This window comes from Actinomadura verrucosospora, assembly GCF_039540335.1.
Taxonomy (GTDB): Bacteria; Actinomycetota; Actinomycetes; order Streptosporangiales; family Streptosporangiaceae; genus Spirillospora; species Spirillospora verrucosospora.
In genome coordinates, this window is record NZ_BAABEV010000007.1 from 179,578 (window position 1) to 205,722 (window position 26,145).

22 protein-coding genes are annotated in these 26,145 nt (G+C 74.0%); 10 read left to right on the top strand and 12 right to left on the bottom strand.

All coding sequences use genetic code 11. The features are described 5' to 3' along the window. The first annotated feature begins 27 nt into the window (after positions 1-27). Genes ABD944_RS11105 through ABD944_RS11125 form a run of 5 tightly spaced genes read left to right on the top strand, consistent with a single transcriptional unit; the run spans position 28 to position 5,579 of the window. Complete coding sequence (locus ABD944_RS11105; protein WP_345175048.1) at positions 28-1,179, top strand: ABC transporter ATP-binding protein; 1,152 nt, start codon at positions 28-30, stop codon at positions 1,177-1,179. After that, entirely contained in the window at positions 1,176-2,429 is a 1,254-nt protein-coding gene (locus tag ABD944_RS11110; protein WP_345175050.1) for a polyamine ABC transporter substrate-binding protein, read from the top strand. Before ABD944_RS11105 ends, ABD944_RS11110 begins: the two co-directional genes overlap by 4 nt. Beyond that, positions 2,429-3,292, top strand: coding sequence for an ABC transporter permease (locus tag ABD944_RS11115; RefSeq protein WP_345175054.1), 864 nt, complete (start codon positions 2,429-2,431; stop codon positions 3,290-3,292). Before ABD944_RS11110 ends, ABD944_RS11115 begins: the two co-directional genes overlap by 1 nt. Beyond that, on the top strand, positions 3,289-4,131 hold the full coding sequence (locus ABD944_RS11120; protein ID WP_345175056.1) for an ABC transporter permease: 843 nt from the start codon (positions 3,289-3,291) through the stop codon (positions 4,129-4,131). The genes ABD944_RS11115 and ABD944_RS11120 overlap by 4 nt, the downstream gene beginning before the upstream one ends. Next, a complete protein-coding gene (locus tag ABD944_RS11125) occupies positions 4,128-5,579 on the top strand; it encodes an NAD(P)/FAD-dependent oxidoreductase (protein ID WP_345175057.1) in 1,452 nt (483 codons plus the stop codon). Before ABD944_RS11120 ends, ABD944_RS11125 begins: the two co-directional genes overlap by 4 nt. A gap of 7 nt (positions 5,580-5,586) precedes the next feature. Here the strand turns inward: ABD944_RS11125 and ABD944_RS11130 are convergent, their stop codons facing one another. Continuing rightward, positions 5,587-6,105, bottom strand: coding sequence for a PH domain-containing protein (locus ABD944_RS11130; protein WP_345175058.1), 519 nt, complete (start codon positions 6,103-6,105; stop codon positions 5,587-5,589). A gap of 135 nt (positions 6,106-6,240) precedes the next feature. Here ABD944_RS11130 and ABD944_RS11135 point away from each other — a divergent pair, with 135 nt between their 5' ends. Further along, entirely contained in the window at positions 6,241-6,861 is a 621-nt protein-coding gene (locus ABD944_RS11135) for a hypothetical protein (protein ID WP_345175059.1), read from the top strand. On the opposite strand, the gene ABD944_RS11140 is transcribed toward ABD944_RS11135, so the two are convergent. The 8 genes from ABD944_RS11140 to ABD944_RS11175 form a co-directional block, all read right to left on the bottom strand. Next, complete coding sequence (locus tag ABD944_RS11140; protein WP_345175061.1) at positions 6,822-8,018, bottom strand: hypothetical protein; 1,197 nt, start codon at positions 8,016-8,018, stop codon at positions 6,822-6,824. The two genes, ABD944_RS11135 and ABD944_RS11140, sit on opposite strands and share 40 nt — an antisense overlap. A gap of 174 nt (positions 8,019-8,192) precedes the next feature. Next, positions 8,193-9,041, bottom strand: a complete 849-nt coding sequence (locus ABD944_RS11145) for a glutamate ABC transporter substrate-binding protein (protein WP_345175063.1) — start codon at positions 9,039-9,041, stop codon at positions 8,193-8,195. Beyond that, the gene (locus ABD944_RS11150; RefSeq protein ID WP_345175065.1) at positions 9,029-10,540 is read right to left on the bottom strand and encodes a hypothetical protein; all 1,512 of its coding nucleotides are present in this window, start codon (positions 10,538-10,540) and stop codon (positions 9,029-9,031) included. The genes ABD944_RS11145 and ABD944_RS11150 overlap by 13 nt, the downstream gene beginning before the upstream one ends. Further along, positions 10,537-11,382 carry an FHA domain-containing protein gene (locus ABD944_RS11155; protein WP_345175067.1) on the bottom strand — a complete coding sequence of 282 codons (846 nt, stop codon included), beginning with the start codon at positions 11,380-11,382 and terminating at the stop codon, positions 10,537-10,539. The genes ABD944_RS11150 and ABD944_RS11155 overlap by 4 nt, the downstream gene beginning before the upstream one ends. Positions 11,383-11,384: 2 nt before the next feature. Further along, on the bottom strand, positions 11,385-12,713 hold the full coding sequence (locus ABD944_RS11160; RefSeq protein ID WP_345175069.1) for a vWA domain-containing protein: 1,329 nt from the start codon (positions 12,711-12,713) through the stop codon (positions 11,385-11,387). Continuing rightward, on the bottom strand, positions 12,710-14,008 hold the full coding sequence (locus ABD944_RS11165; RefSeq protein WP_345175072.1) for a protein phosphatase 2C domain-containing protein: 1,299 nt from the start codon (positions 14,006-14,008) through the stop codon (positions 12,710-12,712). Before ABD944_RS11165 ends, ABD944_RS11160 begins: the two co-directional genes overlap by 4 nt. Next, positions 14,005-16,392 carry a serine/threonine-protein kinase gene (locus ABD944_RS11170; protein ID WP_345175074.1) on the bottom strand — a complete coding sequence of 796 codons (2,388 nt, stop codon included), beginning with the start codon at positions 16,390-16,392 and terminating at the stop codon, positions 14,005-14,007. The genes ABD944_RS11165 and ABD944_RS11170 overlap by 4 nt, the downstream gene beginning before the upstream one ends. After that, positions 16,389-17,639: a hypothetical protein gene (locus ABD944_RS11175; RefSeq protein WP_345175076.1), complete on the bottom strand. Its 1,251-nt coding sequence runs from the start codon at positions 17,637-17,639 to the stop codon at positions 16,389-16,391. The genes ABD944_RS11170 and ABD944_RS11175 overlap by 4 nt, the downstream gene beginning before the upstream one ends. Before the next feature lie 198 nt (positions 17,640-17,837). On the opposite strand from ABD944_RS11175, the gene ABD944_RS11180 reads away from it, so the two are divergent. Further along, positions 17,838-18,338 (top strand): helix-turn-helix transcriptional regulator, encoded by a 501-nt coding sequence (locus tag ABD944_RS11180; RefSeq protein ID WP_345175077.1) that lies wholly within the window; start codon positions 17,838-17,840, stop codon positions 18,336-18,338. Positions 18,339-18,415: 77 nt separating this feature from the next. Here the strand turns inward: ABD944_RS11180 and ABD944_RS11185 are convergent, their stop codons facing one another. Then, positions 18,416-19,546: a glutamate--cysteine ligase gene (locus tag ABD944_RS11185; protein WP_345175079.1), complete on the bottom strand. Its 1,131-nt coding sequence runs from the start codon at positions 19,544-19,546 to the stop codon at positions 18,416-18,418. Positions 19,547-19,662: 116 nt separating this feature from the next. On the opposite strand from ABD944_RS11185, the gene ABD944_RS11190 reads away from it, so the two are divergent. Continuing rightward, positions 19,663-20,679 (top strand): NAD(P)H-dependent amine dehydrogenase family protein, encoded by a 1,017-nt coding sequence (locus tag ABD944_RS11190; protein ID WP_345175081.1) that lies wholly within the window; start codon positions 19,663-19,665, stop codon positions 20,677-20,679. Here the strand turns inward: ABD944_RS11190 and ABD944_RS11195 are convergent. Next, entirely contained in the window at positions 20,654-21,448 is a 795-nt protein-coding gene (locus ABD944_RS11195) for an alpha/beta fold hydrolase (RefSeq protein ID WP_345175083.1), read from the bottom strand. The two genes, ABD944_RS11190 and ABD944_RS11195, sit on opposite strands and share 26 nt — an antisense overlap. 60 nt (positions 21,449-21,508) lie before the next feature. Next, complete coding sequence (locus tag ABD944_RS11200) at positions 21,509-23,131, bottom strand: PucR family transcriptional regulator (protein ID WP_345175085.1); 1,623 nt, start codon at positions 23,129-23,131, stop codon at positions 21,509-21,511. 146 nt (positions 23,132-23,277) lie between these two features. Here ABD944_RS11200 and ABD944_RS11205 point away from each other — a divergent pair, with 146 nt between their 5' ends. Both ABD944_RS11205 and ABD944_RS11210 read left to right on the top strand, forming a co-directional pair. After that, a complete protein-coding gene (locus tag ABD944_RS11205; RefSeq protein WP_345175087.1) occupies positions 23,278-24,621 on the top strand; it encodes an aspartate aminotransferase family protein in 1,344 nt (447 codons plus the stop codon). Next, on the top strand, positions 24,618-26,117 hold the full coding sequence (locus ABD944_RS11210) for a CoA-acylating methylmalonate-semialdehyde dehydrogenase (RefSeq protein ID WP_345175088.1): 1,500 nt from the start codon (positions 24,618-24,620) through the stop codon (positions 26,115-26,117). Before ABD944_RS11205 ends, ABD944_RS11210 begins: the two co-directional genes overlap by 4 nt. The last annotated feature ends 28 nt before the right edge of the window (positions 26,118-26,145 follow it).

Genomic DNA, 26,145 nt, shown 5'->3' on the forward strand with positions numbered 1-26,145 from the left:
CCGGAGCCCGTGAAGGAAGTCCCGCCCATGACCGAGACCCAACCCGCCGCGGCGCGCGACGATCCGGCCGTCGCGGTCCCCGCGATCGAACTCGCGGGAGTCGAGAAGGATTACCACGCCTACGGCGAGACCGTGGCGGCGGTGCGCGGCGTCGACCTGTCGATCGCGGAGGGGGAGTTCTTCTCCCTGCTCGGCCCGTCGGGATGCGGCAAGACGACGACCATGCGCATGATCGCCGGCTTCGAGGAGCCGACGGCGGGGCGGGTCCGGCTGCGCGGGCAGGACGTCACGGACGTGCCGCCCAACAGGCGCGACGTGAACATGGTGTTCCAGTCGTACGCGCTCTTCCCCCACATGAGCGTCTTCGAGAACGTCGCGTTCGGCCTGCGCCGGCGCGGCGTTCCGAAGGCGCAGATCACGCGGCGGGTGGGGGAGATGCTGGAGATCGTCGACCTGGCGGGACGGGAGAAGCGCCGTCCCGCCGAGTTGTCCGGCGGCCAGCAGCAGCGGGTCGCGCTGGCCCGGGCACTGGTCAACGAGCCGCGGGCGCTGCTGCTGGACGAGCCGCTCGGCGCCCTCGACCTGAAGCTGCGCCAGGCGATGCAGGTCGAGCTGAAGCGGATCCAGCGGGGGGTCGGCGTCACGTTCGTGTACGTGACGCACGACCAGGGCGAGGCGCTGACGATGTCGGACCGCATCGCCGTCATGAACGACGGGGTGATCGAGCAGCTCGGCACGCCGCGGGAGATCTACGAGCATCCCGCGACGCGGTTCGTGGCCGGGTTCATCGGCACGTCCAACCTGCTGGAGGGGGAGGTCACCGGGACGGGGCCGGGCGGGGCGGTGCTCTCCCACGGCCCCGACGGCCGGATCGAGGTCCCGATGCGCCACGGCCGGGAGGCCGTCGCGGGGGAGCGCGTGGAGCTGACCGTCCGCCCCGAGAAGATCGGGATCGGGCTGGACAGGCCGGGGGACGGGCAGTGCGCCGTCCGGGGGACCGTGACCGAGGTCGTGTACCTCGGGACGTCGACGAACTACAACATCACCACCTCCGCCGGCGCCGACGTCGTCGTGTTCCTGCAGAACGCGACGTCCGCCGACGACATCGCCGTGCGCGGCGACAGCGTCTGGTTGTCGTGGGATCCGCGCCACTCGTACGCCATTGGAGCCCCGCAATGAGCCAGTTCGACCCTTCCTTCCTCCGCGGACTCACAAGGCCGCGCCTGGCGCGCTCCGGCGCGGGCGGCCTGGCTCGCCGCGACGTCCTGAGGCTGATGGGCACGGCGGGCGCCGGGCTCGCCCTGTCGGCGTGCGGGGTGAAGGGGCAGGGCGGCAAGGAGAAGGTCACCCAGAGCGACGTCGAGAAGTACTGGGCGAACAAGGCCAAGAGCGGCAGGCTCAATTGGGCGAACTGGCCGGGCTACATGCAGGACGACCGGGAGACCATCAAGGCGTTCGAGAAGGAGACGGGCGTCAAGGTGACCTACAAGGAGGTCATCCAGGAGATGGGCCCGTGGTTCGGCAAGATCCAGGCTCCGCTGGCCGCCGGGCAGTCCATCGGCTTCGACCTGATGGTGATGACGAACGGGATCCAGCTGGAGCAGTGCCGCCAGCTCGGTTACCTGGCGCCCCTCGACCTGTCGAAGCTGCCGAACTTCCAGGCGAACGTGGGCCCGTCGTTCAAGAACCCGTCCTACGACCCGGGCAACGCCTTCACGATCCCGTACGAGTCGGGGGTCACCGGGATCGCGTACAACACCAAGTACGTGAAGGAGGAGATCACCAGCATCGCCCAGCTGTTCGACCCGAAGTACAAGGGCAAGGTCGGCATGATGGGCGACTCGCAGGAGCTCGGGAACTTCGGGATGTTCCTGCTCGGCATCGACCCGGAGAAGTCGACGAAGGCGGACTGGGAGAAGGCCGCCGCCAAGCTGCGCGAGCAGCGCGACAAGGGCATCGTCCGCAAGTACTACAGCCAGGACTACGTCGACGCCGTCAGCAAGGGCGACGTGTGGATGACCATGGCGTGGTCGGGGGACGTGTACAGCCTGACGAGCCCGGACGTGAAGTTCGTGGTGCCCGAGGAGGGCGGCACCATCTGGACCGACAACCTGTGCATCCCGAAGACCGCCGAGAACCCGGTGGACGCGCTGACCCTCATGAACTGGCTCTACGTTCCCGAGAACAACGCGCCGCTGACCGAGTTCATCAACTACATGCCGCCGATCCCGGCCACCCAGAAGCTCCTCGCGCAGAAGGCCGAGCAGGCGGGCGGCGACGACAAGAAGGACCTGACCCGGCTCAGCACCAGCCCGCTGATCTTCCCGTCGCAGGCCGACCTGGCCCGGCTGCGGCACTACCGGCGGCTCACGCAGGCGGAGGAGACCGAGTACCAGAAGATCTTCGAGCCGATCTCCAAGGGCTCGTGATGGGCGGGGTGCGGGGACGGCTCGCGCCGTACCTGATGATCCTTCCGGGCGGGCTGTGGCTGGCGGCGTTCTTCCTCGTCCCGATGGTGCTGATGGTGTCCCTGTCGCTGCAGACCGGGAACCTCATCGACGGCTTCCAGCAGACGCTGCACTGGCAGAACTACACCGACGGGCTCAGCACCTACGGCGACAAGTTCGTCCGGTCGCTCTGGTACGGGCTGCTGGCGACGGTCGCGTGCATCGTGCTCGCCTACCCGGCCGCGTACTGGATCGCGTTCCGCGGCGGGCGCGCCAAGTCGACGTACCTGTTCCTCCTGCTGCTTCCCTACTTCGTCTCGTTCATCCTGCGGACGGTGTCGTGGAAGCTCGTCCTCACCGACAACGGGCCGGTCCTCGGGCCGCTGCGCGACCACGGCGTCCTGCCGGAGGGCTTCCACGTCCTCGACACCGGCGTCGCGGTCGTGTCCGGGCTCGCCTACAACTTCCTGCCGTTCATGGTCCTGCCGATCTACGTGGCGCTCGAACGCATCGACCCGCGCGTGGTGGAGGCGGCCTACGACCTGTACGCGAGCCGCGCGCAGGCGTTCCTCCGGGTCATCCTGCCGCTGTCGCTGCCCGGCGTCTTCGCCGGCGTGATCATGACGTTCGTGCCGGTGTCGTCGGACTACGTCAACGCCGAGGTGCTCGGCGGCCCGCAGAACACCATGATCGGCAACGTCATCCAGACCGAGTACTTCAACAACAGCGCCTACCCGACGGCGTCCGCGCTGTCGTTCGCGCTGATGGCGATCCTGCTCGTCGGGATCTTCGCCTACGCGCGCACGCTCGGCACGCAGGACGTCCTGGAGGCGGCGGGACGATGACGACGCACACCAAGGCCCCCGCGGCGCCCGCCGAGACCCCGCGGCGGCGCGCACCCCGGCGCCGGATCTCCGGCCTGCACCTCTACACCCTCGTGCTGATCGCGTGGCTGATCCTGCCGATCGCGATCATGATCCTGTTCGGGTTCAACGACACCCGCAGCAAGCAGAACTTCGAGTGGCAGGGCTTCACGCTCCGCTGGTACGCGCACCTGTTCGACAAGAGCGACCTCACCGCGGCCGTCGTCAACTCGCTGACGATCGCGCTGCTCAGCACGCTGATCACCACGGTCATCGGGACGTTCGCGGGCCTCGCGCTCGGCCGGTACCGGTTCCGCGGCAAGGGCTCGACGAACCTCGTGCTGTTCATGGCGATCTCCTGTCCGGAGATCGTGATGGGCGCTTCGCTGCTCTCGATGTTCGTCACGTTCAACCTGCCGCGCGGCTACCTGACGATCCTGCTCGCGCACGTGATGTTCTCGATCGCGTTCGTGGCCGTGACGGTCCGGGCCCGCGTCGTCGGGCTCGACCCCGCGGTGGAGGAGGCGGCGCAGGACCTCGGCGCCGGCCCGTGGACGCGGTTCCGCCTGGTCACCCTGCCGATGATCATGCCTGGGGTGCTGGCGGGGGCGCTGCTGGCGTTCGTGCTGTCCATCGACGATTTCGTCATCACCAACTTCACCAGCGGCGCCACCGTCACGTTCCCGCTGTGGATCTACGGTTCCACCAGGACGGGGACGCCGCCGCAGGTCAACGTGATGGGGACGATCATCTTCGCGGTCGGCGTGCTGATCGCGGTGGTGTCGGCGCGGCGCAGCGCCCGCGCGCGAACGCGAGCATGAACGCGAACGTGGCCGGGGCGCTCGCCGACGCCGCCCCCGAGCCGTTCTGGCTCGGGGACCCGGCCCGCCCCGAGGCGGGTCCGGCGCTGTCCGGCACGCTGACGTGCGACCTCGCCGTCGTCGGCGGCGGCTACAGCGGCCTGTGGACGGCCCTGCTCGCCAAGGAGCGCGACCCGTCCCTGGACGTGGTCGTGCTGGAGGCCGGCCGGATCGGCGCCGCCGCGTCCGGACGCAACGGCGGGTTCTGCGCCGCCAGCCTCACCCACGGCCTGGAGAACGGCCTCGGGCGCTGGCCGGACGACGCCCACACGCTCGAACGCCTCGGCTGGGACAACCTGCGCGCCATCGCGGAGACGCTGACCCGCCACGGCATCGACGCCGAGTGGGAGCCGACGGGGGAGATGAGCGTCGCCACCGAGGAGTGGCAGGTGCCCGCGCTCCAGGAGGCGGCGGAGAAGGCCTACGAGCACGGCTGGCAACCGATCATGCTCGGCGCGGAGGCGGTCCGCGCCGAGGTCGACTCGCCCACCTACCTGGCGGGCCTGTGGGACCGCGACGCCGTCGCCATGGTGCATCCGGCCAAGCTCGCCTGGGGCCTGGCGGACGCGTGCCGCGCCCTCGGGGTCCGCGTCTTCGAGAACACCCGCGTCACGGCGCCGCGCACCGACGCCCGCGGGCTCCGGCTGGCGGCCGCCGCGCCCCCGCGGCGGGGCGACCGGGCGCCCCGCCCGCTCGGGACGGTCACCGCCCGGCACGTCGCCCTGGGGACCGGCGCCTTCCCGCCGATCCTTCGGCGCCTGCGCAACTACGTCGTCCCGGTGTACGACTACGCGCTCGTCACCGAGCCGCTCACGCCCGCGCAGCGCGCGTCCATCGGCTGGCGGCACCGGCAAGGGCTCGGCGACAGCGCCAACCAGTTCCACTACTACCGGCTCACCGCCGACGACCGCATCCTGTGGGGCGGCTACGACGCCGTCTACCACTTCGGCAACGGAATGCGTCCCGCGCTGGAACGGCGCCCCTCCACGTACGCGACTCTGGCCCGGCACTTCTTCGCGACGTTCCCGCAACTGGAGGGTGTGCGGTTCACCAACGCCTGGGGCGGCGTCATCGACACGTGCAGCCGCTTCTGCGCCTTCTACGGGACGGCCTACGACGGCAGGCTCGCATACGCGGCGGGCTACACCGGCCTCGGTGTCGGCGCCACCCGCTTCGGAGCCGACGTCATGCTCGACCTCCTGGGGGTCGGTCTCGCGCCCGGCGAGGAGACCGAGCGGACACGGCTGGCGATGGTGCGCTCCAAGCCCGTCCCGTTCCCGCCCGAGCCGCTGCGCTACGGCGTCATCGAGCTGACCCGGCGCGAGATCGCCCGCGCCGACCGCAACGCGGGGCGCCGGGGAATCTGGCTCCGCACCCTCGACCGCATGGGCCTCGGCTTCGACTCCTGAACGGGGATCAGTCCGGCGACTCTTCGACCGTGCCGAAGATGACCGACGAGACCTCCAGGTACAACTGCTCCGGATACGGCATGAAACCGACGTTGCGCAGCGCCTGCTTCTGGCCCGCCGACTCCATCACGAACTCGCCGTAGCCGAAGACCCGCCCGAGCACCGAGCGGTTCAGCGCGATGTCGGTGACCTTGGCGAGCGGCATCATCGCGACGTTGCGGTTGAGGACGCCGTTGACGACCATCACCCGGTGCTCGGTGACGAGGAAGAAGTCGACCGACCAGGCGATCACCTTCCAGGCCAGGTAGCAGACCGCGATCAGCCACAGCCCCCAGATCCAGACCTGCCCGCTGACCGCGCTCGCCGCGCCGCACGCGATGAGCCCGGCCACGACGACCCCGACCGGTAGCAGCAGGACGGCCGGATGCCGCCGAACCGCGATGACACGGCCCTCGTAGGACATCAGATACTTGTCGACCGTCCGCGACGAGGTGTCGCGGTGCACCATCATGTCCTGCAGATTCACGGCGTGTCCTCGTCATGATCCGGGTGGGACAACCGTAGCCGACGCGGCACCGGAGGTGCAGGGGCCGCACGGTAAGGGCCACGGCTCCGCTCGGGGCCTTGTCGGACGCGGATCCGTTCGCCGATCATGGTCGTCATGGACGGCGACGCCGAGAATCCGCGGGAGCCCGGCCGGCCGGGCGGCGATTTCGCGCCCGAGGTGACCGGACGTCCGATCTGGCGGCTGCTGCTGAGGGGCCTCGGCGTCTACCTGCCCGGCTGGGAGATGCCCGCGGGCGCGCTGCGCGTCCGGGACGGGGCGCCGCCGGCGGGTTTCGGGCCGCCCGCGTACCTGAACGGCGACGCCGGCTTCGGCGTCCAGGTCCCCGACCGGCGCCGGGGCCTGGAGCCGGACCGGGAGATCTACGTGCGGGGCCGGGAGGACCCGAGCTTCGGGATCGTCGTCGCGGGCCCGTCGGCGGCGATCGGGAGCCGCGTCGTCGACGCCGCGGTGCTGATGCGGTTCGCGCGGAGGCTGACGTTCGAGGAGCTCGTCGACACCGGCGACGCCGACTCCGTCCCGTACGCGGTGCGCGGGGCGCGGGCCGTGGAGAACGCGGTGTTCCTCGACCGCGCCGCCGGGATCGGCCTGTGCGTCGAGGCCGACCCGCGGACCGGCGCCCTGCGCTGCCCCCTCTACGTGCGCATCGGCGGCCCCGCGGAACGTTCCGTGCGGGCCTACGGGGCGGTGGCCCAGCCGGTGAGGTCCCACAGCTGATGGGACGGCAGCCGCCGCAGCCGGACGCTCGCGGCGGCCGGGTCCCAGAACACCTCGTCGCTCTCCAGCTCCAGCGACTGCGCGGCCGTCAGCACCGCGCACAGCAGCTCGTCGCGCGTCCGGACGGCCATGAGCGGGCCGATCTGCGCGACGGCGCCCGAGCACTCCGCCAGCGTCCGCAGGAGCGACTTGAGGGCCGCCTCGTCCTCGGGCCCGCGCGCGGGCTCCACCCCCGCCGGGACGCCCGGCTCCACCCGCGCGAGGCCCCGCCTGGCCTCGCCGACGGACAGGCCGTTGCCGGACCGGGCGCCGGCGCCCGCGGAGATGAGCAGGGCGCTGAACACGCCCGCCAGGTCCTCGCTGGCGTGCCCGCCCAGGAAGTAGCGGCGGCGCTCCGGTGAGCCGGGAGTGCCGTTCGAGCCCTCGGACGTGCGGAACCGGACGGCCAGCCGGCTGGCGCGCACGCACCGCTCGTACATGTCGCCGAGGATGTCCTCCAGCTCCTCGTCGCGCGTCCACAGGCGCCCGGTCGCGGTGACGGCGTCGCCGTGGGGGCGGGGGCGTCCGGTGAGCGCCGCCGTGACGGTGTCGTCGAGCTCGCCCTCGGTGAACCGCAGCAGCTCGGCGACGACGTCCTCGACGTCCTCCAGGGTGCGGGTGAGGGCGCGCTGCAGTTCCAGGATCTCCTCGCCGCCGCGCTCCAGGTCCGCGAGCCGGTCGAGCGCCGCTTCGACCTTGCCCTCCACGGGCCCGCCGCCCGCCCCGGTGGCGGCCCGCACCGACGTCTCGACCTCGCCGAGCTTGCGGCGCAGCGCGGCGAGGGTGATGCGCTGCTGCTCCAGCTCGTGCAGCCTGCCCGCCTGGGTCCGCAGGTAGTCGTCCGCCTGGTGGACGAGGCCCGCGAGCTCCTCCACCTGCCCGGTGTTCTGCCGGAGCCGGGTGTCGAGCGCGGGCAGCACGTCCTGCTTGACGCGCGACAGCTCCGCGGTGAGCTGCTCGCCGACGGTGACCAGCACGTTGTTCTGCTTGGTCACCTGGTCGTTCAGTTCGTCGATCCGGCGGGTGAAGGCATGGGCCTGGTCCCGGCTCTGCTTGCCCGCGTACAGTTCGAGCGCCCCCACCACGACGCACATCACCACCAGGATGACCGTCGTCATTGCACTCCTCGGGCGTGACGGTGATTACCGGAACGACTTTTGATCGCGACCATAACTTACGATCATGCGCGCCGACCGGAACTTACGTAACCGACTGATCTCCATGACCGGCCGGTCTCACCTGTTCTTCCCGTGCCATTCCGTGACGCCTTCCGTGCGCTGGGTGACGAATTCTCAGACGCAGCCCTCGAATTGCGGGACGGTGGTGGTGGCCTTCAACCCGGCGGGGCGGAACCACTTGTCCAGCAGCCGCGGCGCGGTGCCGTCCTGGTACATCCGCGTGATCGCCTTGTTGACCGCCTCGCAGCCGTCGACGTCGCCCTTCCTGATGCCGACGCCGTAGGGCTCGTCGGTGAACGGGGCGTTGACGAGCGTGAGACCGCCGCCGGCCGCCTTCGCCGCGAGGCCCGCGAGGATCAGGTCGTCGGTCGAGACCGCGTCGAGCCGGCCCCCGGTGAGCGCGGTGAGGCAGCCGGCGTACCCGCTCGCCTCGACCGGGAGCGCGGCGACGCCCTGCTCGTCGTGGACGCGCGGGAACGACACCGACCCGGGCACGCGGCAGAGCCGCCGCCCTTTCAGGTCGTCGATGTTCCGGATGGCGCGGGCCTCGGACCTGCGGACGAGAATGTCCTGGTGGGCCACATAGTAGGGACCCGCGAACGACACCTTCACCTTGCGTTCCGGCGTGATGGAATAGCTGGCCACCACGAGGTCGACGTCGCCGTCCTGGAGCATTTTCTCGCGGGTCGCCGATGTCACCCGCCTGAACGTCACGTCGCCCGGGCCCACGCCCATCCGCCGGGCGATCTCTTTGGCGATGTCGACGTCGAATCCGGTGAACGACCCGTCGCCCTGGCGTTCGCCGAGTCCCGGCTGGTCGCCGTTGACGCCGATGACGAGCGCGTCCTTTCCGGCGACGGAGTCCTCTCCGGCGTCGGCGATCCCGCACGCCGTCCCCGCGCCGAGGACGGCCGCGGCCGTGAGGAGCGCCGCCGCGATGCTCCGCGCCCTCACTTCGACCACCGGTACTCGGCCAGGCGGGGGCGCACGCCGGCGAGGACGAGCGCGGCGATGACGGCGCCCGCGGCGGGCAGCACCGCGTACCAGCCGCTCGTGCCTCCGTCCCCGTCCTTCACGGCCTCGTCGAACGCCTTCCTGTGGATGGCGACCAGCGCCTGCAGGGAGCGGTCGTACCGGGTGAAGTCGGCGGCGGCCGCGCCGCGGGCGGCGACCGCCTCGTCGCGCTGTCCCCGGTCGACGAGGTCGCGCATCCGGCGGTCGTTGGCCTGGGCCTTCTGGTAGTCGGCGAGCACCCTGTTCATGACGTCCGTGAGCTGCGCCTTCTGCCGGGCCGACTGGACCGGCCGGTCGGCCTCGGCTCCGAGGAAGCCGAGGAACTTCACGCGGCCGGGTTCGAAGGACAGGTCCTTCTGGACGGCCGCGTTGTACTGGGTCAGATTGCCGGCCTTCAGGTACAGGACGGTCTGCGACTTGCTCAGGTAGACCTGCTCGTAGGCGTCGGCCCGCCCGGGGTCGAGCAGGAACCGGGTCTCGTCGGCGTTCGCGCTGTTGCTGATTGCGCGCGTCCGCGAGAGCCCGAGGATCGAGTCGAAGCCCTCTTCCTTGGCCTGGCGCAGATGGTTCGCCTGGCCGGTGAGCATGAGGGTCCCGGCCGCGACCAGGGCGAGCGTGCCGAGCGTCGCCAGCGCGAGCGGCACGTTGAGCAGCCGCCGGAACCGCCGGGCCAGGTAGAGCTGGAACCCGAGGAGGACGGCCAGGAGGACCAGGCCCGTGGCGAGGACGCCCGTGCGTCCGAGGAGGACCGCCGAGCGCTTGTCCTCGTAGGTGTGCCGGACGAGGGTGCCGTTGTCGAGCGTCAGGTTGTAGGCCTTCGGCAGCAGGTCCAGCTTCATCAGGTCGGTCGCCTGCCGGTACAGCTCGACGACCTTCTGCGACGGCGGCCCGGACGCGTGCGGGGACTGCCGGTCCAGCAGCAGGGCCTGCCCGGCGAGGCGCTCGTAGCGGGCGAGCGCGTCCAGCAGGTCCCGGGCCGTGTTGTTCTCGGTCGTCTCGTCCGCGAGCTTCGCGGCCTTCAGCAGGGCGTCGCCGGCCTTGCGGCGGTTCTGGTCGTAGCGGGCGAGCGCCTGCTCGCGTCCGCCGCCCGCCGCGTCGCCGATCAGCAGTGCGTCGGCGAGCTGCGCGTCCATGTCGGAGAGCTGGAAGTACAGGTCGCCGGTGGCGACGACCTGCGGGCCCGCGTCGTGCCCGATGACGCGCACGCCCTCGCGGGCGTTCGCGATCGCCGCCCAGCCGACGCCGAGCAGCGCCACCAGCAGCACGAGCGACAGCGCGGTCAGCGTCCTGACGCGGGACGCGACGGTGCGGGGGAGCAGTCGCGCGAGACCGGACGGGGCCTCGCCGCCCGTCCCGGGGCGCGTGCCGCCGCCCTCCCGGGAGGGCGGCGACGGCTGCGCGGCGGGGGCCGGTCGCCCCGCCGGCGGGGACTGCTGGACGGCCGTCATGTCGCCTCGCCTCGGGTGAGCGTGATGGTGGTCCAGGCGCCCAAGTGGATCCGGTCGCCCTCGGAGACCGGGACCTCCACGTTGTACGGGATGGGGTCGGTGGAGCCGTTCACGCAGGTGCGGTTGGTCGAGCCGGGGTCGACCAGCGTCCAGGTGCCGTCGGGCTTCGCCAGCAGCACCGCGTGGACGTGGGAGACGCCGGGGTCCTCGGGCGGCTCGCGCAGGTCGATCTCGGGCGGGGACGGCTGCGACGAGCTGCGCCGCCCGATGCGGACCTGCTGCCCGGAGAGCGGGATCCGCCGCTCGGGCGCGTACGGGGGGAACGCCAGGGACGCCGAGTCGGGGCCCTCTTCGGCGATGACCGTGCTGTAGTACTCGCGGTCGGCGCTCACGACCGCCGTCCACACCGCCCCGGGCGCCGGCGGCGCGGGGACGGGCGGGGCCGGGACCGGGGGAGCGGGGACGGGCGGCGCTGGCACCGGAGGGGCCGGAACGGGCGGGGCCGGCACGGGAGGCGAGGGCGGACGCCGCGGATCCGACGGCCCGCGCTGCGCCGTGCCCGGTCCGGACGGGACGGGCACCGCGGGTTCGGGCTCCGGCGGAGCCGCGGGCTCGGGCTCCGGCGTGGGCCTGCCGCCGCCGATGGCGAAGTCGTAGCCGCACGCCTCGCAGAAGCGGTCGGTGCTGGGCGTCCCGCAGTCGGGGCACGGAGTCCCGCCCGGCGACGGCTGCGGGCCGGACGGGAGGGGGGCCGCGCCGGTGGGGGCGCCCTCGATGCGCTCGCCGCAGACGTCGCAGTAGTCCTGCGCCTGCGAGGTGTGTCCGCTGGGGCAGCTCGCCATGGTCAGCTCTCGCCCCTCCTGGTGGTCACCGTCTCGTCCTTGCGGGTCCGGACCGTCTTGCTGGAGCGCGTGTCGAGCTCCATCTCGTCGGCCTTGTTGACGTCGCGCTTCAGCCGGACGGTGCCGCTCGCCTCGTCCACGACGTCCACCACCTTGCGGAGCATCGCGGTGATCTCGTCGTTGCCGGCCTCGCCCGCGAGCACCACGGCCCGGCCGAGCCGCGCCGTCGCGGTGTCGAGGTCGCCGTCCTTGCGGGCCTGCAGGCCCTCCTGGATCGCCGCGGCCAGCTCCGCCTGCCCGGTGTAGCCCGCCACCCGCGGGTTGATGCGGGTGGACTTCGCCTCGTCGTCGGTCCACTCGGCGAGGACGTTCGCGGTCGCGACGACGCGCGCCTCCTCGCCCGGCGCGCCCGGCACGACGAGCTTCACCCACGCGGCGCGCAGCTCCTTGCCGACCTCGCCCGGCGGCACCTCGACGCAGATGTGGTAGTCGCGGCTCTCGGCGCCCCACGCGCCGAGCGGGTAGTCGCCGGCCTGCGGCGCCGACTCCGCGCGCTTGCCGGTGAGGTCCTCCACCGACGGCGAGACCTGCTTGACGAACCGGAGCCGCGCCGTCTGCGGCGTCCACACGCGCAGGGCGACGTCGGCGACGGACTTGCCCATCGCCGCCTCCGTCATGGCGCGGAAGTCCTCGACCAGCCCGGCCGGGTCGGCCACCATGCCGACGCCGCCGAGCAGCGCGGAGGCGACCTTGCGCAGCTCGGCGACCTCCCAGTCGGTGCCGACGCCGCGGCAGTCGCAGACGAAGCGCCCGCCGCAGCGGGCGAGGGCCGCGTCGAGCTCCTCCGCCGTCTCGTGCTGGTTCTTGCCGTCGGTCAGCAGGATCGCGTGCCGGATGCCGTCGCGGCCGCCGAAGAGGTCGTCGGCCAGCCGCAGCCATGATCCGATCGCGGTGCCGCCGACCGCCCTCAGCAGGCTCAGCGCGTGCTTGGCCTCCGCGCGGGTCTCCGGCGTCGCCGGGACCGTCCCCTGGTGCCGGGGGAAGACCATCTTGGCCGTGTTGGAACCGGAGACGACGGCGAACTCCACGCCGTCGCGCAGCGTGTCGACCGCGACCTGCGCGGCCGCGATCGCCGCGCGCAGCTTGGTCTCGGGGAAGGACATCGAGCCGGAGGTGTCGATGATGACGACCTCGGACGCCCGGGTCGAGGACGGGACGGGGGCGCCCTCGCCCGCGTCCGCCTCGACGGACACGATGGCGTGCACCTCGCGGCCGCCCTCGGGCAGGTACTTGTTCTGGTCGACGGTGATGCTGAACTGCGGCTCCCTCATCGGGGCTCCTCCGTGCTCTGGGGGATGCTCTCGTGGACGCGGCCGCCGGAGCCGCCGGGGGAGGGGACCGGGATCACGGCGACGGTGATGTTGTCGCGGCCGCCGGCCTCCAGCGCGCGGCTCACCAGCGTCCGCGCGGCGCCGAGCGGGTCGGCCGCCGGGCCCGGCGACTCGCCGCCGGGGCCGGACAGCAGGGCCGCCAGGTCGGCGGCGGCCGGGAAGTAGTTCCAGAGCCCGTCGCTGCACACCAGCAGCGTGCCCGGACCGCCCGGCCGGAACGTCGCCACGTGCGGGTTGACCTGCCCGGCGTCGGCGCCCAGCCACGCGGTGATGACGTGCGCGTTCGGGTGCGCCTCCGCCTCCGCCTCGGTCAGCGACCCCTCGGCGACCATGAACGCGGCCCACGAGTCGTCCTCGGTGAGCCGGCGGGACGCGCCGAGCTCGGCCATGTCGCCGGTGCTGACCTCGGCCCCGTCGATCTCGTCGGGCGCGGGCCCCGCCGCGGCGTCCTCGCCGGACCCGCCGGAGCCGTCCGCGGCCAGCCAGTAGGCGCGGCTGTCCCCGATCCAGCCGACCGTGACCGCCGGGCCGCGCGTCACCGCGGACACGTAGGTGCACGACGGCGCGTCGGACGGCGAGGTGGCGAGCGCGGCGACGGCGGCGGCCGCGCGCAGCGCCGCGTGACGGGTGGCGTCCTCGGCGTCCTCCCCGGCGTCGAGCCGCGCCACCAGCTCGCCGAGGCCGGTGTCGGCCGCGGCGCGGGAGGCCTCGTCGGGACGCTGCGAGGACCCGACGCCGTCGGACACGACCGCCGCGACGCCGGACAGGTGCGCGGCGAGGGCCAGCGCGTCCTCGTTGCGGCTGTAGCGGCGGCCGCGGTCGCTCGCGCCCGCCGCGACGACCGGGCGGGTGCCGTTGCCGCCGGACGCGGCCGGCAGCTCGATCTCGACGTGGTCGCGTGCGGCCGGCTGGCGCAGGCCGCACGTCTCGCAGTAGCCGTCGGCGTCGATCGCCGTCCCGCCGCATCCGGGGCACGGGCCCGCCCGGTCCGCCCGCCGGGCGGACGGCGCGGACTCCTGCCTGATCGTGGCGCCGTCGCGCCCGGTGGCCGCGGCGGGCGGGCCGTCGGCGAGCCGGTGCCCGCACTCCTCGCAGAAGATCTCCTCGGCGAACACCACGGCGCCGCAGGCGGGGCAGGCGAGCTCGGCCGCCTTCCCCTGGTCCGTCCCGGCCGTGCCGGTTCCGGGGGGTTCGGTACCGGCGGTGTCGTCGGCTCGGGTGTGGTCGTCGGTCACAGCAGCGTCCTCGGGCGTACGGCGTTGGCGGAGTCGACGAGCCGGCGGCACTCGTCCCTGTCTCGGGTGCGGCGTGCCAGCTCCCGGTATGTCCCTTCCAGAAGGCGGCGCAGCGGGCCCTCAGCGAGCGCGGCGCCGAACAGGGAGCCGCCCTGCGTCCCGGCAGCCGTGCCGGGACCCGCCAGGATCCAGCCGAGCGCGGCCTCCAGCACCTCGGCGGTGAGCCTGTCGCGGCGCTCGGCGTCCAGGTCGAGGGCGGCGAGCCGGTGACCGGCGGCGACCAGCTCGGCCGCCGTCAGCTCGGCGGGGGGACGGTCGCGCACCGCCGTCACGACGGCCGCGACCTGCGCGGGCACGTACCGGATGGAGATCTTCGGCACCGAGTCGAGCGCGGCGACGGCGGCGCGGCGGTCGCCCGCCGCCAGATGCACGCGGGCGAGGCCGAAGGCGGCGTTGATGTAGCTCTGGTCGGTGCGCCACACCGTCTCGTACAGGCGGACGGCGTCGTGCGGCGCCGACCGCTCGCGGCAGTAGGCGAGGGCCAGCTTGGGGGCGGCCTCGCCGGGCAGCAGCCCGTACAGCCGGTCGAACAGCGGCGCGGCCTCGTCCACCCGGCCCCGCGCGAGCAGCCCGACCGCGCGGTACCAGCCCACCCGCCAGTCGGAGGGGCGCTCCGCGGCGAGCGCGTCGAGCAGCTCGTCGGCCTCGTCGGCCGCGCCGAGCTCGATCCTGGCGCGGGCGAGCGCCAGCCTGACCTCGGGCGTGCTCTCGGGAGCGTTCGCCGCCGCCTCGGCGGCCTGCGCGGGCTCCAGCGCGCCGAGCCCGGACACGAACGCGGCCGCGGGGTCGGCGCCGTCCACGAGCGGAACCGGCAGCGCCGCCGCGGCGACCGGCGGCGGGACGGGCGGCAGCGCCGCCTCCTCCCGCGCCTCGCCCGCCATCCGCGTCGTGAACCGCTCCGGGCCGAACAGCCCGGACGGGGCGGGGCGCGGGACGCCGTCCTCGGCCGCCAGCACCTCGCGCAGGACGCCGGTGAGCTGCTCGGCCATCTCCGCCGCGTCCTGGAAGCGCGCGGTCGGCTCCCGGTGCGTCGCGCGGCGCAGCAGCCGGTCGTAGGACTCGAACCGCTGGAGGACGGGTATCTCCTCGCGCGGCGGCAGCGAGTCGGCGAACCCCCGGGTGTAGCCCTTGAACGGGAAGCTCAGCACGGCGAGCGCCCGGCCGACCGTGTAGAGGTCGGAGGACACCGAGGGGCCCGCGTCGGCGATCTCGGGGGCCTGGTAGCCGACCGTGCCGTAGATCGCGCCGTCCGGGTCGTCCAGCCGCCGCACCCCGCCGAGGTCGATCAGCCTGAGCTGCTCCTCGGACTGGATCACGTTGTCCGGCTTGAAGTCGCAGTAGACGAGCCCCTGGGCGTGCAGGTACTCGAACGCCCGCAGCACCTCCAGCCCGTAGGCGATGGCCTGCGCGAGCGGCAGGTGCTTCTGGCCGGCCGGCAGCGGCTGCCGCAGCAGGATGTCCTTGAGCGATTCCCCGCCCACGTACTCCATGACGATGTAGCCGTCGCCGCCGTGCTGGACGAAGTTGTAGATCTTGACGATGTTGGGGTGCTCGACCTCCGCGAGGAACGCGCGCTCGGCCGCCGCCGCGGCCATCGCGTCGGCGTCGCCGCTGTCGAGCAGGCCCTTCAGGACCACCCAGCGGTCGCTGACGTTCTTGTCCTGGGCCAGGTAGATCCAGCCGAGCCCGCCGTGGGCGAGGCAGCCGAGCACGCTGTACTGGCCGCCGACGAGGTCGCCCGGGACGAGCTTGGGGGTGAAGGAGAAGCGGGCGCCGCACTTGGGGCAGAAGCCCTCCGTGCGGCCCGGGCGGTCGCCGCGCCCGCGGCCGACGGGCTCGCCGCAGCCGCTGCAGTACCGCTTGGCCTCCGCGACCTGCGGGTCGCTCATCACCGCGCTGGACGGGTCCCGGTAGGGGACGCGCGGCACCTCGACGAGCCCGGCGCCGAGCATGCCGCGGCGGCCGGAGGAGCGGGCCGACCCGGTGCGGGTGCTGCCCGTCCGGGTGCTGCCGGTCGCCGTGCTGCCCGACGCTCCCGTGGCCGCCGACGCGCCCGAGCCGCCGGACGCGCTCGCGGCGGCCTGGACGCGGGCGGTGTACGCGGGCGGTGAGCCGCACACGTCGCAGTAACCGTCCATGATCGTGCCGGCGCAGCCGGCCTGGTGGCACTGGTCGGGCCGCTCGGCGGGCGGGCGCGGGGCCGGGACGCTCGGCGCGGCGGCCGGAGCCGGCGCGGGCGCGGACGCCGCCGGTGGGTTGCCGCAGACGTCGCAGTAGCCGTCCGCGATCGTCCCGCCGCAGCCTGGCTGCGCGCACTGGCTCATCGGTCCGCTCCCTTCGCTCGCGAGGTGACGGCCCGCTGGTACGCGTTCAGGGCCACGGTGGCCTTCCGCAGATCGCAGGGAGAGGTCCACAGCAGCTCGCGTGCCTGCTCGTAGGACCGGGCCAGTTCGGCGTCCTCGGCGTGGCCGAGCCGCGCGGCCTTCGCCCGGTAGGCCTGCAGGCGGCCGCGCAGCTCCTCGCGCCGGTCCAGCAGGCCCCGGATCAGGCCGGTGGTCTCGCGTGCCCGCGCCAGCGCCGCGTCCGCGGCGCGTTCCAGGTCGGCGACCCGCCGCGCGGTCTCGCGCCAGCCCCCGCCCCGCGCGGCCGCGCCCGGCTCGGGCCGGGTGACGGCGGCGAGGCGGTCGGCGAGGGCGGCGGAGGAGTCGGGCGGGTCCGGCAGCGCGGGCGCGGTGATCTTGGCGAGGACCTCGTCGCGGGCGGAGCTCGCCTCGGCCTCGGCCTCGCGCACCAGGTCCAGGACGGCGGCGACGCCGCGGATCCGGGCGGCGAACCCCTCGCGCAGCCGCTCCGCCTCCTCCAGGCCGCGGCGCACCTCGGCGAGGCCGGAGCGGATCGCGTCCAGCCGCGCGGTGTCGGCGTGGCCGTCCCGCGCCAGCGCGAGCGGGTCGGCGCGCACGGTCGCGGCGACGGTCTCCAGCTCGTCGCGCAGCCGCTCGAAGGCGGGGTCCGCGCCGCCGGCCGACTCCAGCAGCTCCTCAGCCGCCCGCCGCTCGGCCTCGACCTCGGCCAGCCGCGACAGCAGCGTCGACCAGACCGCGTCGAGCGCGGCGACCGCCCGCGCGACCTCCTCGTAGAGCGGCGTCATCCGGTCGACCGCCGCGCGCGGCGTCAGCCTTTCGCCGGACGGGACGGCCAGCAGCGTCCGCCGCTCAAGCGGCACCTCAGCCGCGGGCAGCTCCACCGACGGCCCCTCCAGGAGGCGGGTGAGCTCGGCGAGCTGCGCCTGACCGGGCCTGCCGTGGCGGGCCCGCAGCTCCTCGGCGGCGGACAGGACGCGCCCGTGCAGGTCGAACAGCAGCCACAGGGACGCCGTCCGCGACCGCACGTCGGACTGCACGCGCAGCGTCGCGCCCCGCAGTGCCGCGCCTTCGAGCAACTGGTACCCCTGGTGGGCCTCCAGGTCCAGCAGGGCCGCGCCGATCCGTTCCCTCTCCTCCCGGAGGCGCGCGAGCACCCGGTCCGCCTCGTCCCGGCTCATCGGAGGCCGGTCCAGGCGCGGCTCACTCAACGCTGATCCACGTCTGGCCCATGTTCGCCCCTGATTCCCCCGAATAGGCACGTTTCCGGGGCCAGTTTTCACCATGCGAGGCCGCCTTCTCAAGCGCGGGGCCGATCACCGCGCCCGACGGACCCCGGCCGCACCGCGAAGGCGGCGACTCCCCGCGCGGGCCTGCAAAATGTCAGTGTTCGAACGTATGATCGAACCATGGCGAACGTTGCGACGCACCCCCAGACCGCGCCCACCGCGCCGGCCGCGCTCACGGCGGCGGAGATCGCCGCCCTCGCGCTCTCGCTCGCGCACCTCGGCACCGGCCCGCAGGCCACCACCGCGCGCCGCGCCCTGCACATCCTCCTCGACGCCGCTCCGCACGACGACGTGGTCACCACCACGCTCGCCACCCTCACCACGCCCCTGGACGCCTCCACCTCCGACCGCGCCCGCGTGGTCGCCGCCGCCATCACCGAGCACCGCGTCGTCCGGCTCTGCTACGGCGACGCCGGCGCCAACGTCACGATCCGCGAGGTCGAGCCGGTCACCTGCCTGGTGCACCGCGACCACTGGTACCTCGTCGGCTGGTGCCGCATGCGCCGCGGCGTGCGCGCCTTCCGCTTCGACCGCATCCTCGCGGTCGAGTCCACCGGCCTGCTCGCCCGGCACCGGCGCGCCGACCGCTACCTCCCCTTCCAGCGGCGCCAGGCGGGCTGACCGCCCGCCGCGGGGGCCGCGCCCCAGCGGTCCCCGGGGACCGCTGGGGGCCGTTTCCGAACCGGGCCGCGGGCCGGTCAGACCGCCATCGTCCGCTGGACGGCGGCGGTGACCACGGTCCTCAGATCGCCGGCACGGGAGTAGGCGGCGCGCTGGAACCGGGCTCCGTTCCCGCGTTCCAGCACGCCGCCGAGGAGCTTGGCGACGGTGTCGAGATCGCCCGCGCGGTCGAGCGCGGGGGCCAGGTGCTCGACGAGCGCGGCCACCACCTCGCGGGCGGGGGCGGCCGTGTGGGTGCGCGGGTGCACGAGCTCGCCGCGCAGGCCGGAGCGCCCGGCCCGCCACATGGCCAGGCGCACCAGGTCCGTGCGCACCGGGTCGGGCGGCTCGCTCCGCCGCCACGCGTCCGCGGCGGTGTCGACCAGCGCCCGCACCAGCGCACCCTGCAGAACGGCGTCGTCGGCGTCCAGGCACACGTCCGCGACGCGGATCTCGACCGTCGGGTAGTGCCGCGACAGCCGGGCGTCGAAATAGATCATGCCCTCGTCCACCAGGACCCCGGTCGCGAGCAGCGCGTCCACCGCCGTCCGGTACGCGCTCGCCGAGCCGAACAGCTCGGTCGGGCCGCTGGAGGGCCAGCGGCCCCAGACCTGGTGCCGCCAGCTGTCGGAGCCCGTGTCGGCGCCCTGCCAGAACGGGGAGTTCGCGCTGAGCGCGAGCAGCGGCGGCAGCCACGGCCGGATCCGGTCGAGGACGGCGGCGCCCTCCTCGGGGGACTCGATGCCGACGTGCACGTGGCAGCCGCAGGTGAGCTGCTCGTCGGCGGTGGGGCCGAAGGCGTCGGCCATCCGCAGGTAGCGGTGCGACGGGGTGAGCGAGGGGCGGACGCTGACCGGCGACGTCGCCAGCGCGGCGACGGCGGCGCCCACCCCGGCCGCGGACTGGCCCGCCGCGATCCGCGCCGACCGGACGTGGTCGGACAGCTCGTCGAGCGAGCCGCAGACCGGGGTGGCCGTCTCCAGCTGCTCGCGCTGGAGCTCGGTCTCCAGCGCCTTGGAGCGCCGCCCGCCGGTCAGGAACAGCTCGTCGTGGCGCCGGGCGTAGTGGATCACGGAGCCGGACAGGGCCTGGGGCGCGCCCGTCTCCGGGTCGACCAGGAGCAGCTCCTCCTCCACGCCGAACGTGCGCCCCGCCGCGCGAAGTGTCACCAGACATTCCTTCCCTGCCAGCACGGATGTACGTCCCGCGAGGGGAGCGTTCTGGCGGCGCGGGCCTGCCTAGAATGCGCCGGCGTCGACCGAGCGCTTGGTCAAAAGGAGGTGGTATGTCCTATCTCGTCGGCCAGTGGGGCACCGGACCCGTCGGCAGATCGTCGCTCAGGGCGCTGCTCGGGCACCCGGACCTCGAACTCGCCGGGGTCGTCGCCGTCGACCCCCGGCACGCCGGCGTCGACGCCGCCGAGCTGGCCGGAAGCGGCCGCCCGGCCGGGATCCGCGCCACCGAGGACCCGGCGCCGCTCCTGGCGCGGCGGCCCCATGTCGTCTGCCACACGGCCTCCCGCGCCCGGGACGCGGCAGGGGAGCTGTGCCGCATCCTGGAATCGGGCACCGGCGTGGTCTCGGACATGCTGCCCTCACTCGTCCATCCGCCGTCCGCCGACCGCGCCCTCGTGCGCCGGCTCCGGTCCGCGTGCGCGACCGGCGGCGCCGCCTGCCTCACCCTCGGACCCAGCCCGGTGAACGACGTCCTCCCGCTGCTGCTGAGCGGCGGCTGCCTGCGCGTGCACTCCGTCAAGGTCACCCGGTTCACCTGCCGGGACGACCCCGAGGCCGGCGCCCGGCTCGGCTTCGGCGGCCCCCTCGGGCACCGTCCGCCGATCGTCCGGCCGGGCGGGCCGAGGCGGGCGTGGGGCCCGGTCGTGCGCCTCCTCGCCGAGCACCTGGCCGTTCCGCTGGACGAGGTGACCGAGACCTACGAACTGTGCCCGGCGCCCGAGGACATCGGCCGCGTCGCCAAGGGGGCCCTCGCCGGCCTGCGGTTCCAGGTGTCGGGGCTGCTGCGCGGCCGTCCCGTGATCACCGTCGAGCACGTCGCCCGGGTGCGCGCCGACATCGCCCCCCACTGGCCGGCCCCGCCGCCGGGCGCGACCGGCGGCCACCGCGTCGAGATCGACGGCGAGCCGCCCTGGCGGATGGACCTCGCGGGGCCCGCCGCCGACGACCCCGCCGCCTCGACCGCGCTGCGCATGGTCAGCGCCGTCCCCGCCGTGGCCGAGGCCCCGCCGGGCCTGCACACCCCGCTGACCCTGCCGCCGTTCACCGGTCGGCGCCGCCTGCGCTGAGCCATGCGGCGACCAGCGTCCCGGTCTCCTCCGGCCGGTCGACGTAGAGCATGTGGCCGGCGTCGACCTCGCTGATCACGAGGCCGGGGCCGAGCGCGGCGCGCAGGTCCACCACGAACTCGGGGCGGACGAAGTCGGCCGCCGTCGCGATGACCAGGTGCGTGGGCACGTCGGCGGGCGGCGCGAGGTGGGGGCGGGCCATCTCCGAGTACGCGGTCACCGCGGCCGCCGGCTCGAACCGCCACCGCAGCCGTCCGTCCGGGCCGTGCTCCAGGTGCTCGGCGACCTCCTCGTCCACGGCGTCCGGCGGAGCCGCCGGCCAGCGCGCCGCCCGGTCGGCCCGCGCCTCGGCGACGTCGCGGAAGGACGCCGGGGACAGCTGTCCGCGCGCCTCCCGGCCCGCGGCCGCCGGGACGAGCCCGATGGCCGGGTCCAGCAGGAGGAGCCGCCGCACCCGCCGCGGCGCGGTCCGCGCGAGGTGCAGCGCGATCATCCCGCCGTAGGAATGCCCGACGAGGTCGGCCCGCTCGACGCCCTCGGCGTCCATCATCGCGAGGACGTCGGCCACGTGCCGCTCGACCGTCCACGGCGGCTCGTGCGTCGAGCGCCCGTGGCCGCGCAGGTCGGGCGCGAGGACGGAGCGGTCCGGCAGGTACCGCTCGGCGGTCCGCCGCCAGCGCGCCCCGTGACCGCAGACCCCGTGGAGCATGACCACCGGTGCTCCGCCCGGGTCCCCGTACCGATGAACGTGCAGTACCGCGTCCGCCATGCGCTAAAGCGTATGCGCGCGGAGCCGGCCGCGAACGGCCTTCACCGGTCACCGGCCCGGTCAGGAACGTTCCCAGCGGACGGACGACAGGGCCAGGAGCGCCACATGGAAGGACACGCACGACTCCACGTCGTCGAGATCGGCGTCCAGGACCCGTTCGATGCGGCGGAGGCGCTCGTAGAAGGCGGGGCGGGAGAGGTGCGCCTGCTGGGCGGCGACGGCCTTGTTCCGGCCGGATTCGAGGTACAGCTCCAGGATGCGCGTGAGGTCGCTGCCGCGCTGGGCGTCGTACTCCAGGAGCGGGCCGAGCTCGCGCTCGACGAAGGTCTGGACGCGGGCGTCGTCGCGGAGGAGGTGCAGCAGCCCGCGCAGGCGCAGGTCGGGCAGGCGGTAGTAGAGGCGGGCCCCGGAGCCGCGCGCGGCGACGTCGGCGACCTGCTCGGCCTCCAGGAAGGAGCGGCGGACGTCGCGGATCGTCTCCACCACCGACCCGGCGGCCATCACGGTGTCGCCGGACTGCTTGCGGATCCGGGTGGCGACCTCGGTGAGCGCGGTCTCCACGTCGGCGCGGGCGGGCAGGGAGGCCAGGACGCCGACGCGGGCGTGCGGGCCGCCCTCGTCCAGGACGCCGACGAGCGCGGCGAGGCGCGCGTCCTTGCAGGCCGCCGCGGCCGTCTCGGCGAGCTGCGACAGCTCCCCGACGGGCGGGGCGGACCGGGACAGCGCGGGGCCGCGGTGGCGGAGCACGGCGCCGAGCAGCCGGCGGCCGGACAGCGGGACGCCGAGGGCGCGGGCGCGGGCCGCCGCCTCCTGCGGGTCGGAGTAGGCGTGCGCGAGGATGCGGGCGATGATCGTCCCGTGCGCCTGCCGCTCGACGCTCTCGGCGTGCCGGTCGAGGAGCCGGCCGAGGGCGAGGGTGGTGGCGGCCCGCTCGATCAGCACGGTCTCGCGCGGGGACGGCGGCGCGCCGAGGTCGACGATCAGCCGGCCCCAGTCCTCCCCCCGCGCGCCGACCATCGTGACCAGCCAGCCGGACGCCTCGTCGTAGCCGGTGCGGCGGCCGGGGCGGACGGCCCGCGAGCGGGTCTCCCACGCCGACAGCAGCTCGGCCGGGTCGGCGCCGCCGGCGTCCGCGGCGAGGACCTGGTGGGCGAGGTTCTCCAGCACCACCGGGTGCCCGCCGAGCGCCGCCACCTGCCGGACGACCTCGTCGGTGGAGGCGCCCTCGACCGACAGCTGGGTGAAGATCTCGTGCAGCTGCTCGGAGGCGCGCAGCTCGGCGAACTGCTCCTGGACGATCCGGGCGTGCACCGACTCGGTGATGTCGACGAACGCGGGCTCGTGCGCCAGCACGATCACCGGCAGGCCGAACTCCTCGGCCGCGGCGATCAGCGGGGGCGGCAGCACGCTGGCGTAGCGCCGGCCGAGCTCGATCATCAGGCCGCTGACGCCGACGTCGGCGAGGTCGGCGATGTAGGCGCGCAGCCGCTCGGGCTCGTCGGGCAGCGCGATCCCGGTGGTGAGGACGAGCTCGCCGCCGTGCAGCAGATGCGCGATGTCGGTGACCTCGGCGACGTGCACCCAGCGGACCCGGTTGCCGGTGCGGTCGGCGCCCGCGACGACGTGCGGCTGGCCGCGGCGTACCGCGTCGAGCTGGAGGACGTCGTCGACAGTGGGCAGCATCACGGCGAGGATATCCGCACAGGGTGTCAGCGGCGATGATCCGGCCGTTACCGATGGTCGGCCGCCAGCAGACCGTTAAGCGGAGGCGCCCGGTCCTGACACTCTGCGGGTGGCCGCGGCCGCCCGCCGGAAACGAGACTTGGGGCATGTCGGAACACGCGAACCTGCTCAGGCGCCACCGGGCGGTCATGCCGTCCTGGATGGCGCTCAACTACCGGGACCCCATCGAGATCGTCGGCGGCAAGGGCAACCGCGTGACCGACGCCGAGGGGAACTCCTACCTCGACTTCTTCATCGGCATCCTGACGAACATGCTCGGGTACGACGTGCCCGAGGTCCGGGACGCGGTGGAGCGGCAGATCGCCACCGGCGTCGTGCACACCTCCACGGCGTACCTGCTGCGCGGGCAGGTGGAGCTGGCCGAGAAGATCGCCCGGCTGTCGGGCATCCCGGACGCCAAGGTGTTCTTCACCAACTCCGGGACGGAGGCCAACGAGACCGCGCTGCTGCTGGCCGCGTACGCGCGGCGCAGCGACCAGGTCCTCGCGATGCGGCAGAGCTACCACGGCCGGTCGTTCGCCGCGACGGGCGTCACCGGGAACCGCGGCTGGACGAACCTGTCGTACTCCCCGCTGGACGTCCACTTCCTGCACGGCGCCGACCGCCGGCTCCCGCAGTTCGCCGGGATGTCGGACGAGCAGTACATCGACGCCTGCACGCAGGACCTGCGGCACGTGCTGGCCACCGCCACCGGCGGCGACGTCGCCGCGCTCATCGCCGAGCCGATCCAGGGCGTCGGCGGCTTCACGATGCCGCCGGACGGCCTGTTCGCCGCCTACAAGCGCGTCCTCGACGAGTTCGGCATCCTGTTCATCTCCGACGAGGTGCAGACCGGCTGGGGGCGGACGGGCCAGGGCTTCTGGGGGATCGACGACCACGGCGTCACCCCGGACGTGATCACTTTCGCCAAGGGGCTCGGCAACGGCTTCGCGGTCGGCGGCGTCGTCGCGCGCGGCGACCTCATGGACGGCCTCCACGCGGTCGGCATCTCCACCTTCGGCGGCAACCCGGTGTCGATGGCCGCGGCCAACGCCACGCTCGACTACGTCCTCGACCACGACCTGCGGTCCAACGCCGCCCGGCAGGGCGCGACGATCATCGGGGGGCTGTCGGCGGCGGCCGGCCGGTTCCCGATCGTCGCGGACGTGCGGGGCAAGGGCCTGATGTTCGCGGTCGAGCTGGCCGACCCGCGGACCGGCGAGCCGAGCCCGCCGCTCGCCGCCGCGCTGATGGAGGCCGCCCGCGAGCGGGGGCTGCTGGTCGGCAAGGGCGGCCTGTACGGCAACGTGGTGCGCATGGCGCCGCCGCTGACCCTCACCGACGACGAGGCCGCGGAGGGCCTCGGCATCCTGATCGCATCGCTGGAAGCCGTCAACGGGACCGCCGTCGCCGGCGGGCCGGAGACGGCCGCTCGCCGGGAGGACGCATGACCAGGCACGTGACGCACTGGATCGGCGGGAAGCCGTTCGGCGGGGAGAGCGCCCGGCGCGGCGAGATCTTCGAGCCCGCGTCCGGGCGCGTGGCCGGGACCGTCGACCTCGCCGGGGACACGGAGGTCGACGCCGCGGTCGCCGCCGCGAAGGCGGCGTTCCCCGGCTGGCGGGACGCCTCCCTCTCGCAGCGCACGAAGGTGCTGTTCCGCTTCCGCGAGCTGGTGGACGCGCACCGCGGGGAGCTCGCCCGGCTCATCTCGTCCGAGCACGGCAAGGTGGTCGCCGACGCGGCCGGCGAGGTCGCCCGGGGGCTGGAGGTCGCCGAGTTCGCCTGCGGCATCCCGCACCTGCTCAAGGGCGGGTTCTCCGAGAACGTCTCCTCGCGGGTGGACGCCTACTCGATCCTCCAGCCGGTCGGCGTGGCCGCCGGGATCACCCCGTTCAACTTCCCGGCGATGGTGCCGATGTGGATGTTCCCCGTCGCGATCGCGTGCGGGAACACGTTCGTGCTCAAGCCGTCCGAGAAGGACCCGTCGGCGTCGGTCCGGCTCGCCGAGCTGTGGGCCGAGGCGGGGCTGCCGGACGGCGTCTTCAACATCCTGCACGGGGACAGGGCGGCGGTGGACGGCCTGCTGCGCCATCCCGACGTCAGGGCGGTCAGCTTCGTCGGCTCCACCCCGGTCGCGCGCCACATCTACGGGACGGCGGCCGCGAACGGCAAGCGGGTGCAGGCGCTCGGCGGGGCCAAGAACCACATGCTCGTGCTGCCGGACGCCGACCTCGACCTCGCGGCGGACGCCGCGGTGTCCGCCGGATTCGGGTCGGCGGGGGAGCGGTGCATGGCTATCTCCGTCGTCGTCGCCGTGGACCCGGTCGGGGACGAGCTGACGGCCAAGATCAAGGAGCGGGTCGCCGGGCTGCGGGTGGGGCCGGGCGACCACCCCGAGGCGCAGATGGGGCCGCTCGTCACGAGGGCGCACCGGGACAGGGTGGCGTCCTATCTGGACGGCGCCGTCGCGCAGGGCGCCACGCTCGCCGTCGACGGGCGCGACCCGGAAGTCCTGGGCGGCGCCGGCGACGGCTTCTGGCTCGGGCCGGCCGTCCTCGACCACGTCACCCCGGACATGGACGCCTACCAGGACGAGATCTTCGGCCCGGTGCTGTCGGTCGTGCGGGCCGGGTCCTACGACGCGGCCATGGAACTGATCGCCGCCAACCCGTACGGCAACGGGACCGCGATCTTCACCAACGACGGCGGGGCCGCGCGCCGCTTCCAGAACGAGGTGGAGGTCGGCATGGTCGGAGTGAACGTGCCGATCCCGGTGCCGATGGCCTACTACTCGTTCGGCGGCTGGAAGGACTCGCTGTTCGGCGACAGCCACGCCCACGGCATGGAGGGCGTCCACTTCTACACCCGGACGAAGGCCGTGACGGCGCGCTGGCTCGACCCGTCCCACGGCGGGGTGAACCTCGGCTTCCCCACCAGCGGCTGAGGGCTCCGCGGGAATTACCTACCGAGCG